This window comes from Gilliamella sp. BG7 (assembly GCF_046635565.1).
Taxonomy (GTDB): domain Bacteria; phylum Pseudomonadota; class Gammaproteobacteria; order Enterobacterales; family Orbaceae; genus Gilliamella; species Gilliamella apicola_P.
Map to the genome: position 1 here is coordinate 78663 of NZ_JBIDFB010000001.1, position 15613 is coordinate 94275.

General features: G+C 33.8%; 13 protein-coding genes. All 13 read right to left on the reverse strand.

The window, feature by feature from the left end; all coding sequences use genetic code 11:
* Positions 1-111 precede the first annotated feature (111 nt).
* The 13 genes from clpX to ACGH49_RS00380 all read right to left on the reverse strand — a co-directional run bounded on the left by clpX (position 112) and on the right by ACGH49_RS00380 (position 15351).
* The gene (gene clpX, locus ACGH49_RS00320; RefSeq protein WP_411587801.1) at positions 112-1377 is read right to left on the reverse strand and encodes an ATP-dependent protease ATP-binding subunit ClpX; all 1266 of its coding nucleotides are present in this window, start codon (positions 1375-1377) and stop codon (positions 112-114) included.
* A gap of 19 nt (positions 1378-1396) precedes the next feature.
* Complete coding sequence (gene clpP, locus ACGH49_RS00325) at positions 1397-1999, reverse strand: ATP-dependent Clp endopeptidase proteolytic subunit ClpP (protein WP_065560779.1); 603 nt, start codon at positions 1997-1999, stop codon at positions 1397-1399.
* A 91-nt stretch (positions 2000-2090) separates the two neighbouring features.
* Positions 2091-3392, reverse strand: a complete 1302-nt coding sequence (gene tig, locus ACGH49_RS00330; protein ID WP_296207491.1) for a trigger factor — start codon at positions 3390-3392, stop codon at positions 2091-2093.
* 106 nt (positions 3393-3498) lie between these two features.
* Positions 3499-4527, reverse strand: a complete 1029-nt coding sequence (gene lpxD / locus ACGH49_RS00335) for a UDP-3-O-(3-hydroxymyristoyl)glucosamine N-acyltransferase (protein WP_411587802.1) — start codon at positions 4525-4527, stop codon at positions 3499-3501.
* Positions 4527-5015, reverse strand: a complete 489-nt coding sequence (locus tag ACGH49_RS00340; protein WP_411587803.1) for an OmpH family outer membrane protein — start codon at positions 5013-5015, stop codon at positions 4527-4529. Before ACGH49_RS00340 ends, lpxD begins: the two co-directional genes overlap by 1 nt.
* 33 nt (positions 5016-5048) lie before the next feature.
* Positions 5049-7472 carry an outer membrane protein assembly factor BamA gene (gene bamA, locus ACGH49_RS00345; RefSeq protein WP_411587804.1) on the reverse strand — a complete coding sequence of 808 codons (2424 nt, stop codon included), beginning with the start codon at positions 7470-7472 and terminating at the stop codon, positions 5049-5051.
* 25 nt (positions 7473-7497) lie between these two features.
* Entirely contained in the window at positions 7498-8817 is a 1320-nt protein-coding gene (gene rseP, locus ACGH49_RS00350) for an RIP metalloprotease RseP (RefSeq protein ID WP_411587806.1), read from the reverse strand.
* Between the two features lie 12 nt (positions 8818-8829).
* Positions 8830-9672, reverse strand: a complete 843-nt coding sequence (locus ACGH49_RS00355) for a phosphatidate cytidylyltransferase (RefSeq protein WP_411587807.1) — start codon at positions 9670-9672, stop codon at positions 8830-8832.
* Positions 9666-10397 carry an isoprenyl transferase gene (locus ACGH49_RS00360; RefSeq protein WP_296207504.1) on the reverse strand — a complete coding sequence of 244 codons (732 nt, stop codon included), beginning with the start codon at positions 10395-10397 and terminating at the stop codon, positions 9666-9668. Before ACGH49_RS00360 ends, ACGH49_RS00355 begins: the two co-directional genes overlap by 7 nt.
* 52 nt (positions 10398-10449) lie before the next feature.
* Positions 10450-11079 (reverse strand): cAMP-activated global transcriptional regulator CRP, encoded by a 630-nt coding sequence (crp, locus tag ACGH49_RS00365; RefSeq protein ID WP_065608659.1) that lies wholly within the window; start codon positions 11077-11079, stop codon positions 10450-10452.
* 85 nt (positions 11080-11164) lie between these two features.
* Positions 11165-11371 carry a YheU family protein gene (locus ACGH49_RS00370; RefSeq protein WP_296207505.1) on the reverse strand — a complete coding sequence of 69 codons (207 nt, stop codon included), beginning with the start codon at positions 11369-11371 and terminating at the stop codon, positions 11165-11167.
* A gap of 148 nt (positions 11372-11519) precedes the next feature.
* On the reverse strand, positions 11520-12554 hold the full coding sequence (locus ACGH49_RS00375; RefSeq protein ID WP_411587808.1) for a hypothetical protein: 1035 nt from the start codon (positions 12552-12554) through the stop codon (positions 11520-11522).
* Between the two features lie 112 nt (positions 12555-12666).
* Complete coding sequence (locus ACGH49_RS00380) at positions 12667-15351, reverse strand: inverse autotransporter beta domain-containing protein (RefSeq protein ID WP_411587810.1); 2685 nt, start codon at positions 15349-15351, stop codon at positions 12667-12669.
* Positions 15352-15613 lie beyond the last annotated feature (262 nt).

The window sequence follows — 15613 nt, forward strand, 5'->3', positions numbered from 1 at the left end:
AAATATACACTATTTTCTAGAACATCTTGACTGTATTTATGTAGAATTTTTTTAGTATTAATTTAAAGTTATATCTCTTGCCATCCGTATTTATGATGGCAAATATGTATTTTAAATAGAAATATCAATATCGTTACGATGGACAAATTTTGGTGCTAAAGATTGTTCAACAGTTTCTTTTTCTACAACTACTTTATTAATGGTATTCATTGATGGTAAGTCATACATTGTATCTAATAATATATTTTCCACAATTGAACGCAAACCTCTAGCACCGGTTTTCCGTTGCATCGCTTTTATAGCTATAGCATCTAAAGCTTCTTTTGTAAACTCAAGTTCAACACCATCAAGCTTGAACAATGTTTGAAATTGTTTAGTTAAAGCATTTTTAGGTTCAGTTAGAATATTAATTAAAGCATTTTTATCTAATTCAGATAATTTTCCAATGACAGGTAACCTTCCAATAAACTCAGGAATTAAACCAAACTTAACCAAGTCTTCAGCCTCAATTTGTGCTAATAGCTCCGACTCAGAAAGTCTATTTTTGGTACTTTTCACATCGGCGCCAAAACCTATTCCTGTATTAATCGATACACGATTTTCAATGACTTTATCCAAGCCACTAAATGCTCCGCCACAAATGAATAAAATTTTTGAAGTATCAACCTGTAAAAATTCCTGTTGAGGATGTTTTCGCCCACCTTTTGGCGGAACTGAAGCAATAGTACCTTCAATAATTTTTAATAAAGCTTGTTGAACACCTTCACCTGATACATCTCTAGTAATTGATGGATTATCCGATTTTCGTGAAATTTTATCAATTTCATCAACATAAATAATCCCCCTCTGAGCTTTTTCAACATCATAATCGCAATTCTGTAATAACTTTTGAATGATATTTTCTACATCTTCACCAACATAACCGGCTTCAGTTAATGTTGTTGCATCGGCCATAGCAAAAGGTACATCTAAAAAACGGGCCAATGTTTCAGCTAATAACGTTTTACCACTACCAGTAGGTCCTATAAGCAGTATATTACTCTTGCCTAATTCAACATCACTACGACTAGCATGATTACGTAAACGCTTGTAATGATTATAAACGGCAACAGATAAAACTTTTTTGGCTCGTTCTTGACCAATTACATATTCATCAAGATGTTCCCTAATTTCATGTGGTGTCGGTAATGGCTTACTAATAAACTCTTCATGAGAAAGAAAATTTTTTTTCTCATCTTTTAAAATATCATTACATAATCCTATACATTCATTACAAATATAAATAGATGCTGGACCAGCAATAAGTTTACGGACTTCATGCTCACTTTTACCACAAAAAGTACAATAGAGTAATTTTTCTGAACTTTCTTTATTCACGTTTATCACCTACCCAACATTAAGATCGTTTATTATATATGGCATCAACTAAACCATATTCAACCGCTTTATCGGCAGACATAAAATTATCACGATCGGTATCTTTTTCAATCACACTAATATCTTGACCTGTGTGCATTGCTAAAATACTATTTAGACGATTTTTTACCTGTAAAATCTCTTGTGCGTGTATTTGGATATCTGAAGCCTGTCCTTGAAAACCACCTAATGGTTGATGAATCATTACACGAGCATTAGGCAAGCAATAACGTTTACCTTTAGCACCAGCTGTTAAAAGTAATGACCCCATTGAACATGCTTGCCCTAAACAAATTGTACTGACGTCTGGTTTTATAAATTGCATGGTGTCATAAATTGCCATGCCTGCTGTAACAACCCCACCAGGAGAATTAATATACAAATAGATATCTTTATCAGGATTTTCAGCTTCTAGAAATAACATTTGAGCAATAATAAGGTTTGCCATATTATCTTCAACTTGACCTGTCAAAAATATAACTCGCTCTTTTAATAGTCGTGAGTAAATATCATAAGCACGTTCACCCCGAGAGCTTTGTTCAACGACCATTGGAATAACACCCATGTATGATTCTAAAGGCATTTTTTTCTCCTAATTAACAAAATAGCCCAAACGGATAATCCTTATTTGGGCTTTAAAGTAGTTTTTTAGATTAAACGAAAAGGTTAATAAATTAGACTATTTGCTGATTCATTAATTCAGAAAACGAATAAGTCTTTTCTGTTACCTTTGCGCTAGCTAACAACAGATCAACAACTTGATCTTCTAATGCAACAGCTCTAATATTTTCCATCGCTTTCTTATCCTTGCGATAATATTCTAAAACTTCTTTTGGATCTTCATATGCAGTTGCAATTTCTTCGATTAATGCTTGAACGCGCGATTCTTCCGCTGTTAATTTATTACTTTCAATGATTTCATTAAACAGTAATCCTGTAGTAACACGTTTTTTAGCTTCAGCTTCAAATAATTCTTTCGGTAACTCCATACCTTGTTTGACATTACCGCCAAAACGAGATAAAGCTTGTTGACGTAATACATCAACTTCGCGGTTAATTAATGCCCCCGGTACATCAATTTCATTATTTTTAACTAAACCATCAATAGCTTGTGTTTTAATTTTGTTACGAATTGTTGCATTGAGTTCCCTAGTCATATTTTTACAGACTTCGGCTCGTAAACTTTCAATGGTACCGTCTACAATACCAAAACGTTTAACAACATCTTCTGTAAGTTCAGGTAATTCAAGTTCTTCAACCTTTTTAAGTGTAGATGCGAATACAGCAGGTTTACCTTTAAGGTTTTCAGCATGATAGTTTTCAGGGAAAGTAACATTAATATCAAATTTATCACCTGCTTTATGACCAATAATAGCATCCTCAAAACCAGGGATCATACGACCTTGTCCTAGCACTAATGCAAAATCATTAGCCTTACCACCTTCAAACTCCGTACCATCAACTTGACCTACAAAATCTAAAGTAACACGATATTGTTCTTCAGCTGCTTTTTCAACCTCTTTCCAAGTACCTTGTTGCTTGCGCAATGTTTCAATCATTGTTTCAATATCTGCATCCGCAACTTCTGCTACTGGTTTTTCAACTTCAATTTTATCTAAATTTTCAACTTTTATTTCTGGGTAAACTTCAAATTCAACAGTAAATGTATAATCTTCACCATTTTTATATTCTTGTGGAGTATAAGTTGGAGCTCCGGCTGGATTTAATTTTTCCTGAATAATTGCGTCCACAAAATTTCGTTGCATTAAATCACTTAATACATCTTGTAAAATAGAAGCTCCGTAACGTTGTTCAACAATTTTTAAAGGCACTTTTCCTTTACGAAAACCATCAATACGTACTTTTTTTGCTGTATTAATAAGCTCTTTATCAACTGCTTTTGAAATATCTTCAGCTTTAATTGTAATTGATAAACGTCGACCTAACCCTTGTGTTGTTTCTACCGAAACTTGCATCTTTATACCTCGAAATTATTGAATATTATCTGCCCATAATTATATAAAAACGATAATTGAGCTAAAAAATTAAAAAATAGGAATGCATTATACCGACCGTAATCGCCTACGTCGAGACATTTAATAATTTCTTCTCAAGCGTTTTCAAGCGTTTATTCATTTCGTCAATATGTAAAACTAATGATGCCGTTTTTCGCCAAACTTTATTTTCCTGCAATGGAATACCAGATGAATAAACACCTGGCTGTGTAATTGGGCGCATTACCATTCCCATACCTGTCACTGTAACTTGATCACATATTTCCATATGTCCATTAATCACACTTGCACCCCCAATTAAACAGTGTCGACCAATAGTTAAACTTCCAGCCATAATAACACCACCTGCAATTGCTGTATGATCTCCGATCACATCGTTATGGGCAATCTGGCATTGATTGTCAATAATAACACCGTTACCAATGATAGTGTCATCAAGTGCACCACGATCGATTGTTGTTGAGGCACCAATTTCAACATCATTACCAATAACAACACGGCCTAATTGGGGAATTTTAACCCATTTACCTTTATTATTAGCATAACCAAATCCATCTGCGCCAATTACAGTTCCTGATTGTACTAAGCAATTTTCACCAATAACGCAGTTATGATAAACAGAGACATTGGCCCATAATTTTGTACCAGCACCAATTGTTGTATTTTTTCCAACAAAACACCCTGCACCAATAATACAATTATCTCCTAATATCACACCACTTTCGATAACAGCATTAGCACCAATAGAAACATTACTCCCTAATTGAGCTGTCGAATCAATCACTGCTGATGTAGCTATATCCTTAGCTGGGGCTGGAGTGGTATCTAGGTATTGTGCTAATTTTGCATATGCAAGGTATGGATCTTTTACAATAAGGGCTGCACTATTCCAATGTTCAATACTCGCTTCTGTCATTACCACAGCAGAAGCTTTGCATTCTAATAAATTCTTTTGTAATTTTTTATCAGATAAAAATGTAATTTGACCTGATACTGCACTTTTCATTGATGCTATACCAGTGATGACTAAATCACCATCACCAAGTAACCTAGCATCAAGTTGCTTAGCTAATTGCTCTAACCGAATGGAAAACATTATTTTTTAACCTTTTCCAGTACTTTATCTGAAATATTAACTACATCTGAAGCTGATAGCGTAGTTTCAGCATTTAAGATAATATCGTATTTTTCTGTTTCAACAATATCTTTTACTGCTTCTTGGATTTTAGTTAATAATTTACCAAACTCTTCTTTTTGACGTTTTTGATAATCTGCAGAAAACGCCTTAGCTTTATTTTCAAATTCAGAAATTGTTTTATTCAGTTTACTTTTTTCAGATGAAGGCAATGTTAAACCATCTTTTTTTAGACGAGCATCAGCTTCGCCAGCTTTTTTTTCTTCAGCTTGTAATGCTTTCGCTCTCGCTTCAAATTCACTATCCAATGCTTTAGCAACAGATTCTCGTTGAGGCATGCGTTGCAATACTGACATAACATCAACTACACCAATTTTAACTTCAGCATTTGCAAAACTTGCAAAAAATAATGTTATACTAACGCTCAGAATAGATATAATTTTTTTCACTTTAATCACCTTGTTTTTATTTATAACATGAAATTACCATGTAGAGCCTATATTAAATTGAAACTGTTGCGCTGAATCACCATTATATTTTTTTAATGGTTGAGCATAAGAAAAAACCAAAGGACCTAATGGCGACATCCATTGCACAGCAAGACCAGCAGACATTCTAATATCTGACGGAGAACTATAATCAGGAATATTATTTCCTTTTAGGTCCCATTCTGTATCCCATACAGTACCAGCATCAAAAAATAGTGATGTTCTAATATTATCAGCGTATTTTTCGCTAGCAAATGGCGTTGGGACAATCAGCTCTGTGCTTGCAAAAGCTATAGCATTACCACCTACTGCATCTTTTGATTTAGTACATCCAGATGTATTATCTAAGCTATCACAAACTCCACTTTTATTAAGATATACCGCTTTAGGGCCAACAGTATTTGATTTAAATCCACGTAGCACTGACGCACCACCAGCATAGAAATTTTCGTAAAAAGGTAACTCTTTACCACCAAAACCGCCCCCATAGCCTAATCGAGCACGAGTTAAGAAGACCCAATTATGGTCATTGTCAATTGGATAATAATAAGATGCATCTGACACTAGTTTATAGAATCGATTATCAAATAATGGTGCTGTAACTTTAGCACTAGTAGTCATTTTTAATCCATCAGTAGGGAAGAATCCACGATCTAAAGAGTTATATGTCCAATAGGCATTTAATAATAAATCATTGGTGCTAAAAGAAACAGAATTTTTATTTTTAACTTTTTCGCCCATAGAGTTAAAATAGCGCCACATGCCATATTGCGCCTGCATATCGGACAACTTATGGTTAGCGAATTCAGTACCAAAACGAACAAAATTATTTTCACTAATTGGGAAACCAAAATTAGCTGACGCCCCCCAAGTCTTACTTGAATATTCTGACTCATCATCTTTATCGTCATTTTTATAAGTATTATAATAAAAACTTCCACCTAGGCTTACACCATCAACGGTAAAATAAGGATCAATGATAGAAATAGACGCAGTTTTATCTGTATCGGTAGTATTAATGTCAAATGAGACACTATTACCTGTACCCAACCAGTTATCTTGAGAAATTCCAGCATTAAAGCTAAGACCACTATCAGAACCAATTCCAACACCAAATTTGATACTACCAGTATTACGTTCAGCAACGTTATAAATAACATCGACTTGATCAGCGACTCCAGGTACACGTTCGGTATTAGCTTCAACAGTATCAAAAAAACCAAGTCGATTTAAACGTTCTTTACCTAATTCAACTAATCCATTACTTAACCATGCTCCCTCCATTTGTCGAAGTTCACGGCGAATTACGTTTTCACTTGTTATAGTATTGCCTACTATTTTTATATTACGAACATAAAAACGTTCACCAACATCAACAAGAATGACTAATTTAACAGTATGAGAGGCATCATCCATTTCAGGTCGGATTGAAACATTAGGGTATGCATAACCAAAATTAGCAAGTAAACGCTTAATATTATCTTCAATTTCAGTAATTTTTTTTCCATTATAGAGCTCACCAATTGTTACTTTTTCCTTCGCAATTTTGGCGATCTCTTCTTTATATCCTGCAAAATTACCTATAAATTCAAGCTGAGATAACTTATACTGTTCACCTTCATGAATATTGATTGTAACGTATATACCTTTTTTATCTGGTGTTAAACTAACTTGCGTTGACTCAATGTTAAAACGAGCATAACCACGATTTAAATAAAAACTTTGCAATTCATCTAAATCCGACGCTAATTTTTGTTTTTGATATTTACGATCTCCAAGCATGTTCCACCAGGGTACCTCATCACGCAAAGCAAAACGTGAAATAAGCTCTTCAGATGAAAAAGCCTTTGCGCCAACTATATTGATCTGATCAATTAACGCCGATTTACCTTCAGCAACAACTAATTTTAAATCTACTCGATTACGAGATAACGGGGTTACAACAGCTTTTATTTGAGCATTATATTTACCAACACTATAATAAAAATCTTCTAAACCTTTTTCTATACCAGAAAGCATAGTACGATCCAATGCTTCGCCTTCACGAATACCAGAACTATCTAAATTTTTCTTCAGCATGTCATCTTTAATAGACTTATTACCAGAAAAAGTTATGTTAGCAATAGTAGGGCGTTCTTGAACGTGGATAATTAATCTATCACCATCACGAGAGATAGTAATATTATCAAAGTTTCCACTAGAATATAGTGATTTGATGATATGACCTAAATCATTTTCACTGACATAATCACCAACTTGAATTGGCATTTCAAGTAATGCAGCACCAACAGTGACACGCTGCAAACCCTCAAATTTGATATCTTTGACCACAAAATCATCAACACAAAATACGTTGGAACTATATACTGCTGTAGTACTACACAACAAAGATGCTATAAGTAATTTATTTATTTTCATCGTAAATATTTATAACCTCATCCCATCACAATCGTAAAATATCATTAAATAGTGCAATTCCCATTATTACCATCAGTAAAAATAAACCAATACGAAAAAATCTCTCTTGTGCTTTATTTGATAAGGCTTTACCTTTTATCTTTTCAAAGAGTAAAAATACAAGGTGGCCGCCATCTAATATAGGTAATGGAACAAGATTGATAATACCTAAACTTATACTAATAAAAGCCAAAAAATATAAGTAAGGAGTAAAACCATAACTTGCTGTTTGCCCTGCGCTTTTTGCTATTGTTATTGGTCCAGATAAATGTTTTAGACCAATAATTCCTGTTACTAATTGATAAAGCGAACGAGTTGTTAACTTTATAGTTAACATTGTTTGCGCCATACCTTTATTAAAACCTTCTAAAAAACCATACTGCACAACTTTTGTCCCGGTTGTGGGATACAAACCAGCAACACCTTTTCCATCTATACCAATAGTTGGCACGAGTTTGAGATAAATATCTTTTTTTCCTCTATTAACCTTTAGCATCATTACCTGAGCTTTTTTAATGTTATTGGAAAAATCATTCCAATCTACGTATGATTGATCGTTATAACCAACAATTTTATCACCAATTTGTAAACCAGCTTTCTCAGCAGCCGAACCAGAAACAACTTTGCTCACTACAGGATGAACTTCTAGCATTTTAGGTACAAAACCAAATGCGCTAATAGCTAAATCTTTTTCTATATCAAAACGCCAATTATTAATATCCACACTTTTTTTAATTTCTTTTTGATTACCGTCATCAGAACTATCGATATAAGACAAAGAAACATTATCTTTTCCCATTGCTGCAATTAAAGCTAAATTAACATCATTCCATGTTTCTACTTTTATATTATCAATAGTCTTCAATTCTGCACCAGCAGGAATAGTTACTGTGGAGGCTGGTGTATTAGGTATTATCTCTTTTATTTTGACAGGATAAACAACTACACCTATCAAAAAAATAATCCAATAAATAATCAAAGCTAATACAAAATTAGCAAATGGACCAGCAAAAATGATTGCGGCCCGTTGCCAAATCTTTTTTCTATCAAATGCAAATCTTTCGTTGCTGCTTGACAATGCCGTTGCTCTACCGTCGAGCATTTTAACATAACCTCCAAGCGGAATCATAGCAATTACCAATTCAGTTCCACTTAAAAATTTATGAGACCACAGTTTTTTACCAAAGCCAATTGAAAAGCATTCAACTTGAACCTTGCATAAACGAGCAACACAAAAATGTCCAAACTCATGAATAGTAACTAATATACTCATGGTAATAACAAACAGTAACAGTGACCACAACAAAATCATCACCTTTTATAATAAATAAAAAGTTAATGCAGAAAAAACAGGAACTGCAGCAGTTAAACTATCAATACGATCTAAAATTCCACCATGTCCAGGAATTATGTAACCACTATCTTTAATACCAGCTTCACGTTTAAACATACTTTCAGTTAAATCACCTAAAACTGAAACTAAAACCGCTAACAAAGAGCTAATAAAAAATGTACTGAAAGTCATGTTAAACATATTAAACATGTAAGTAATTATACTAATTGCAATAGCTACGCTGATACCACCAATAAATCCTTCTACAGTTTTACCTGGGGATACTTTTGGAGCTAATTTTCGTTTACCAAATCTGCGCCCCGCAAAATAAGCACCTGTATCTGTCGCCCATACTAGCACAAAGACGTAAAGCAACCAAACTGCACCAGTGTAAGTATTAACATTATAATTAATTGCTCTTAATTCAATCATACTAATAAAAAAAGGTATTATCGTAAAAAAAGCAAATAGCAACTTTATAGCATTTGAATTACCCCAATATTTAGTTGTGTTGGGATAGCTAGTTACTAAACACAACGCAATTAACCACCATATAACTGATAAAGATAAAATAGTGATATATAGTTTTACTTTTAATTCAATTGAATTTGGAATCAAATAAAGTATGCTCAATAAAATAACAGTTGAAAAGGCAAAAATTAACTTTGAATATTTTTTTTTAATATTTAGGAACTGAGCCCACTCCCACGCAGCTAATCCGCAAACCAGAATAATGGCTAAAGAAAATACAGATAATGGAACAAAAAAAATAACTACTACCACAAGAGGAATAAGCACAATTGCAGCAAGTATGCGATGGATTAACATGAGTGCTCCTTATTATGAATCCCACCAAAACGTCGCTCTCTGGCATTAAATGCATTAATAGCATCATCAAATAAACTTTGACTAAAATCAGGCCATAGAGTATCGGTAAAATAAAGTTCAGAATAAGCAATTTGCCATAACAAAAAATTACTTATTCGATATTCTCCCCCAGTACGAATGACTAAATCAACTTCAGGAAATTCGCTCATACACATTGTTGAACCAAATCGGTCTTCTGTCACTTCATCTATAGTGATTTCGCCCTTAGTAACCTGCATAGCCATTTTTTTTGCTGATTGTAAAATATCCCAACGGCCACCATAATTGACTGCTATATTCAGCACTAGCCCAGAATTGTTTTTTGTTAAATTCTGCGCATGAATAATCATATTTTGTAAATGTTCACTAAAGCGTGAAATATCACCAATAATATTCAATCGAACATTATTTTTATTTAAACTTTTAATCTCTTTATTTAATGCATAAATAAAAAGGGAGATTAGGGCTGAAACTTCATTAGATGGGCGCTTCCAGTTTTCACTACTAAAAGCATATAAAGTAAGAACTTTTACTTTTAATCCTGCAGCATAAGCAACAATTTTTCGTACAGCTTTTAAACCTGCTCGATGACCAATGGCACGCAACTGGTTACGTTGTTGAGCCCAGCGACCATTGCCATCCATAATTATAGCCACATGACTTGGAATATACCTTTTTTGTATCATGTGATATCTCGTATTGTATCAATCATTGTATCAATTGTATTATTTAGACAAATCAACGGGTACCATAAACCACAATCGTTTTACCATGAGCAGAAATCAAATGTTGATCTTCAAGCATTTTTAAAATTCGACCAACTGTTTCACGCGAACAACCAACAATTTGACCTATTTCTTGACGCGTAATTTTAATTTGCATACCATCAGGGTGTGTCATTGCATCAGGTTGTTTAGCAAGGTTTAAAAGCGTTTGCGCAATACGCCCTGCAACATCTAAAAATGCTAAATTACTAACTTTCTCAGATGTTACTTGTAATCGACTTGCCATTTGGCTGGCAAGGCGCATTAAAATATCAGGATTGACTTGAACGAGTTGTTTAAATTTTTTGTATGAAATTTCAGCCACTTCACAACTTGTTTTGGCCTTAACCCATGCGCTTCGCTCTGTATCTTCCTTGAAAAGGCCTAATTCACCCAAAAATTGATTTTGATTTAAATAGGATAAAATCATTTCATTACCTTCATCGTCTTTAATCAATACTGCAACCGAGCCTTTTAAAATATAATAGAGAGTTTCTGCTTTTTCGCCTTGATGTATAAGGGTACTCTTAGCCGGATATTTATGAATATGGCAATGAGATAAAAACCATTCTAATGTTGTATCCGATTGTTGTTTTCCAATCATTACTCCTACCTCTCCATTTTATTTACAACAGTGACACTATAACAAAGTTACATAATAAATTATATACAAACAATCATTTTAACCATTATTTAATTAACTTAATATCAATTGTTTCATGCAATTGAGACCAAAAGATTGCTGCCGAACCATTTTCCAATTGGAGTTTAACATCATTAACTTTTTCTTGTAGCGATTTTTCTTGCAAGCCATAATCAGTGCCTTCACGCAATACGAAGTATTCTATAAGGTTATTTAACGTTTCAGGTTCTAAATCTTGCCAAGGAATAATCATATTTGTAACAGTGAATTAAAGATTGCAATTATTTTATAGCAAACCTTAAATAATATGAAGCATAACTAAGTGAGTGGTATTTCATTCTTAATAAAAAAACACTCCAAAGAGTGTTTTTTTATGCTGTATATAACTAAATTTAAAATTATTAGTTGGCTTCAACCTTAAGATGATAACCTTGGGCACCAGCTTTGTATCCTGCTGCTGCATAAATGCTATTATGCTTACCGCCTTGTGTATCACCTAAGGTAATTTGTCTATTGTCTTGACCAGTAATATTAGTAGTTAACTCAGTAGTTTCTGCAGTAACACCCTCATAAGTTCCATCTAGATACCATTTGTAGGTATAAGAGTCTGTTAATTCAGTTTCGCCAGGATCAATATTTTTATTACCATCAACATCATCCCACACGATAACTTCAAATTTTTCGCCGTAATTTAGAGCCGGAGCATTATTTTCAGTGTAGTTTACAGTTTTATCTACGTTACCATTTGGGTCAATTTTGAAAATACCAACTATGACACCATTTGATGATACTATAGGTCCATGACCACTACCATTCTCAATACTACCCGGTCCATGAGAGGTACCATTAGTACCATCGTCTGGATCTGTAGGTGCATTTGGGTTATTAGGATCTGCTGGCTTAGTATTTGGTGTATTACCAGCTGCCCAAATATCATTTACTTGTAACCAATTACCAACATAAGGAAGACCGAAATCAGTTCTTTCTAAGATTGTAAAACCAATTTGACTTGCTCCAATAAAGCTATCATCTATTTGAAAATGTACCTCACCGTCACCTGTTTGTTGATTATTGGAAGCGCCTAAATTGCTAAGAGTGGTGATTGGATTCCAAGTGCCATTTTTCTTCACAAAGACTGTCAATGTATCTTTGATTTTTTCGTTATCAGTGTCACCATCTTCATCATAAAGATTAAATTTAATAAAGATATAATCACCAACTTTAGCTGCACGGTTACCGATGGGACTAGTACCAGCCGCGTCTGAAGTTATGCCAACTGTCAAAGTGTGATCATTTGAAGCGCTATTAGCTTTCAACGTTGGTGCATTACCCATAATAACACTTTGAGTAGTTGCATCTAATGCAAACGCGCTACTTGCTGCATAACCAGCTAAAAATAAGCCTAATGCAACCTTTTTAATTGTTAAATTTTTCATGTTTAACTTCCTATTTTTCTTTACAAAAGAATATTATACTTATATAAACACACCATTAACTGGTGTCCCTTTTAGATTACCAACACCGGTTGGTAATCAAAAACTTTATCTACTATAAAACTGTAACTTGTAATTTAAATCCTTGATCCCCAGCGCATGCAGGTATAGAAACTGATTGTGGAGTTAAATCCAAATAATCTGGAGCACCTTGGACAGCTGGAATACTAGTACCTGATGTTGCATAACTATAATTGTTCTTATTTTTACCTCTTATCGTATAATGAGCATCCATTCCCATAGATACATTAAACCACGGTCCGTTAGGTTTATTAGAGGCATCATTAGGTAATGATGTCTCTGCTGAACTAGGACAAGCACTAGTATTTGAACCAACCAATGACCAAATCACAAATGAATTAGCAATTGGCTGACCACCTGCAGTAAATGCTTTAACATAATATTCATTACTCACTCGCCATTCATTTGGATCTGCTGGTGAAAATTCAAGTATAGAATTATTACTTGTAGCTACTTTTACTCCAGAAGCAGTCCAAACTTCAATATAACTTGCTTTACCGCCTGAAAAATCAATAGAAGCCTTGTTAAATGAAACTCCAAACTGATCAATGTTAATAGAAAAATCTACAATACCTTGAATATTTGAAGCAACATCTAATGCATAACTATCACCAATCACTTCTAAACCAGCTGCGGTTGAAGCATGAGATGAAACTTTTTGACCTTTTGTAATTTTTTCAAATGATTTTACAATCACACAAGGTTCATGTCCAGGACATTGACTTATACTACCCGATGTACCATTAATTAAAGCAATTTTTTTGCCATTACTAGTTGCGGTCCACAATCCAGCAAATTCGTTAAATTTATCCGGTATACGACTCATTAGTTCATCATCTCTGAAACCATCTACATCTTGAAATGAGTTGATTGAACCATTATTCACCTTCGGTTTAACTAGGGTTGCTAATACTGTCAAACTACTTAAACCATCTGCGGATTGAGTCGCTAAAGTCGTTTTATTACCAGAGCTATCTACTGCCCATACTCCAATTTTTCTCATTGTTGGATCTGGTAATACTTCGAAACTAACAGCATTAGATGTTGCAGATTTACCACGACTATCTGTAACCGATACCGATAAAGAATATTTACCATTTGACCTAACGGGTCGACGTTGACCATTCTGGTCGACATAACTAGGTGCAACAATTTTCCAGTTATTTGTATCAACTGATGGATTAAGCCAAGAAGAAGCAGTACATACCCCAGTTGTCACACATAAAAAACCATCACCTGCATCAATTTCAAGCATATCACCAGACCATGCTAAACTTGATATGTTTTTAGAATTATGAACACTAATGCTTAATGGATAAGTTTGTCCCTCAATTAATTGAACTTGTTCAAGCCCCAAATCGACAGACATTTTCTTTTCTTTATATTCTAGAACGATATAGTTATTGCGGTCAACTAGATCATAACGGCTACCCTTTAAAGAACGCGAAGATTGAACCATATCAGGATCCAACTGCTCTTTTAATGGAGTACCTATACGATAATTCATCGTCAATTCAGCATTAGTTGCTTTCTTACTATCTTGACCCCGTTTATGCTCAGCTTTAATGGTAAAAAGAGGAACTGGTGTATAATCAAGACCCACAGTAATCGCTCTTGGATCTTTTTGAAGATTGTCTTTACCAAATAAAGCGACTTTATCACCATAGTATTGTTCATACATAAGCGATCCACCCAAGTGCGGATATTGTGGTAAATAACCTTGGAATCGAAGATCAAACCCCCTTGCTGCACGTTCTAAATAATCATCAAAATCTTTAGAATCTTTCCAATCAGATAAAGGATGGTAATAGTTAGCAGCAAATTTCATATAATCAGTCCATGCTTCGGTACCAATACCTAAACGATTGTGTGCCCGCTGGAAATCATGATCAAGAAACACATTATAACCAATTAACCATTTTTTATCAGCAACATCCCAGCGCTGACCAATACCTAAATTACCTATTCGACGATTGTGTTCATATTCTTGAAATGAAATTTGACTAAATATTAATGTATTTTCAATGTCATACCATGGACTAAATAATTGCAGATTGACATTATTAAATGCCCCTTTATCACTCAAGTCAAATTGCAATTGAGCAGTACCAAAGCGTCCTAAAAAATCCTGTACAGCATTGCGAACTGGATCAACAACTTGGTTTTTAACACCATTACGTACATAACTTTCTGCGTAATCTTTACCTTTATTTTTTAAATGTCCTGTTAAACCACCATTTTCTGGCGATGTTATTTGTTTCCAATCTTGACTAGCTAAAGTTTGTAACGTTGAAGCAACTTGAGTTGATAATGCTTCCTTATCCTTTTTCACATCATAATTATCATCTGATCCCAATTTAGGTAAATTGCCATACTTATCTTTTTTATCATCTTTTAATTTAATTGCAGGCAACAAAGGGGAGTTTTCGGGAAGAACTATACGCTCACCAACCTCAATAACATCTTTCTTATCAAATCGTCCCGAATTCATCGCCCTTAATTCTGAAATCGAAATACTACTTAAAAGAGCGATTTGATAAAGGCTACGCTGTTGATTGTTAATCATCTCGCGAGCTTTAGTGCCATCTTTTAATTTAATTATTTTATCACTATCTATAGAACTTTGTGATACCTCCACTTCAGCAGCAAAAACAGATTGCCATCCTAATGTAGCTATTACAAATGCAGAGATAATTGTTAAATTAAGATTCTTTCTCATCTTAACATTCCTTATATTCCACTTTCAAAAATATATCACGTAAAATATATAGTTAATATAAACTGGTCTTTTTTAAAGATCAACGTGAGTGTTTATTGTTTTTAATTAGTATATTTTTAGAACACTATTTATTTTTCGTGCTTTAAATTTCTTTACAAAACTTCTTAATCTTAAGAAGTTCTGACAATTTTATTACAAAAAAGTCATTTAGCAAAATAATTTATTGCTTTTTTTGATATTTTTTTGTAAATTTTATATTTAT

Excerpts from the sequence above, each read along its gene's own strand:
- clpP (WP_065560779.1), bottom strand. The coding sequence starts at position 1,999 with ATGCCTTTAGAATCATACATGGGTGTTATTCCAATGGTCGTTGAACAA.
- tig (WP_296207491.1), bottom strand. The coding sequence starts at position 3,392 with ATGCAAGTTTCGGTAGAAACAACACAAGGGTTAGGTCGACGTTTATCA.
- lpxD (WP_411587802.1), bottom strand. The coding sequence starts at position 4,527 with ATGTTTTCCATTCGGTTAGAGCAATTAGCTAAGCAACTTGATGCTAGG.
- bamA (WP_411587804.1), bottom strand. The coding sequence starts at position 7,472 with ATGAAAATAAATAAATTACTTATAGCATCTTTGTTGTGTAGTACTACA.
- ACGH49_RS00355 (WP_411587807.1), bottom strand. The coding sequence starts at position 9,672 with ATGTTAATCCATCGCATACTTGCTGCAATTGTGCTTATTCCTCTTGTG.
- ACGH49_RS00360 (WP_296207504.1), bottom strand. The coding sequence starts at position 10,397 with ATGATACAAAAAAGGTATATTCCAAGTCATGTGGCTATAATTATGGAT.
- crp (WP_065608659.1), bottom strand. The coding sequence starts at position 11,079 with ATGATTGGAAAACAACAATCGGATACAACATTAGAATGGTTTTTATCT.
- ACGH49_RS00370 (WP_296207505.1), bottom strand. The coding sequence starts at position 11,371 with ATGATTATTCCTTGGCAAGATTTAGAACCTGAAACGTTAAATAACCTT.
- ACGH49_RS00375 (WP_411587808.1), bottom strand. The coding sequence starts at position 12,554 with ATGAAAAATTTAACAATTAAAAAGGTTGCATTAGGCTTATTTTTAGCT.
- ACGH49_RS00380 (WP_411587810.1), bottom strand. The coding sequence starts at position 15,351 with ATGAGAAAGAATCTTAATTTAACAATTATCTCTGCATTTGTAATAGCT.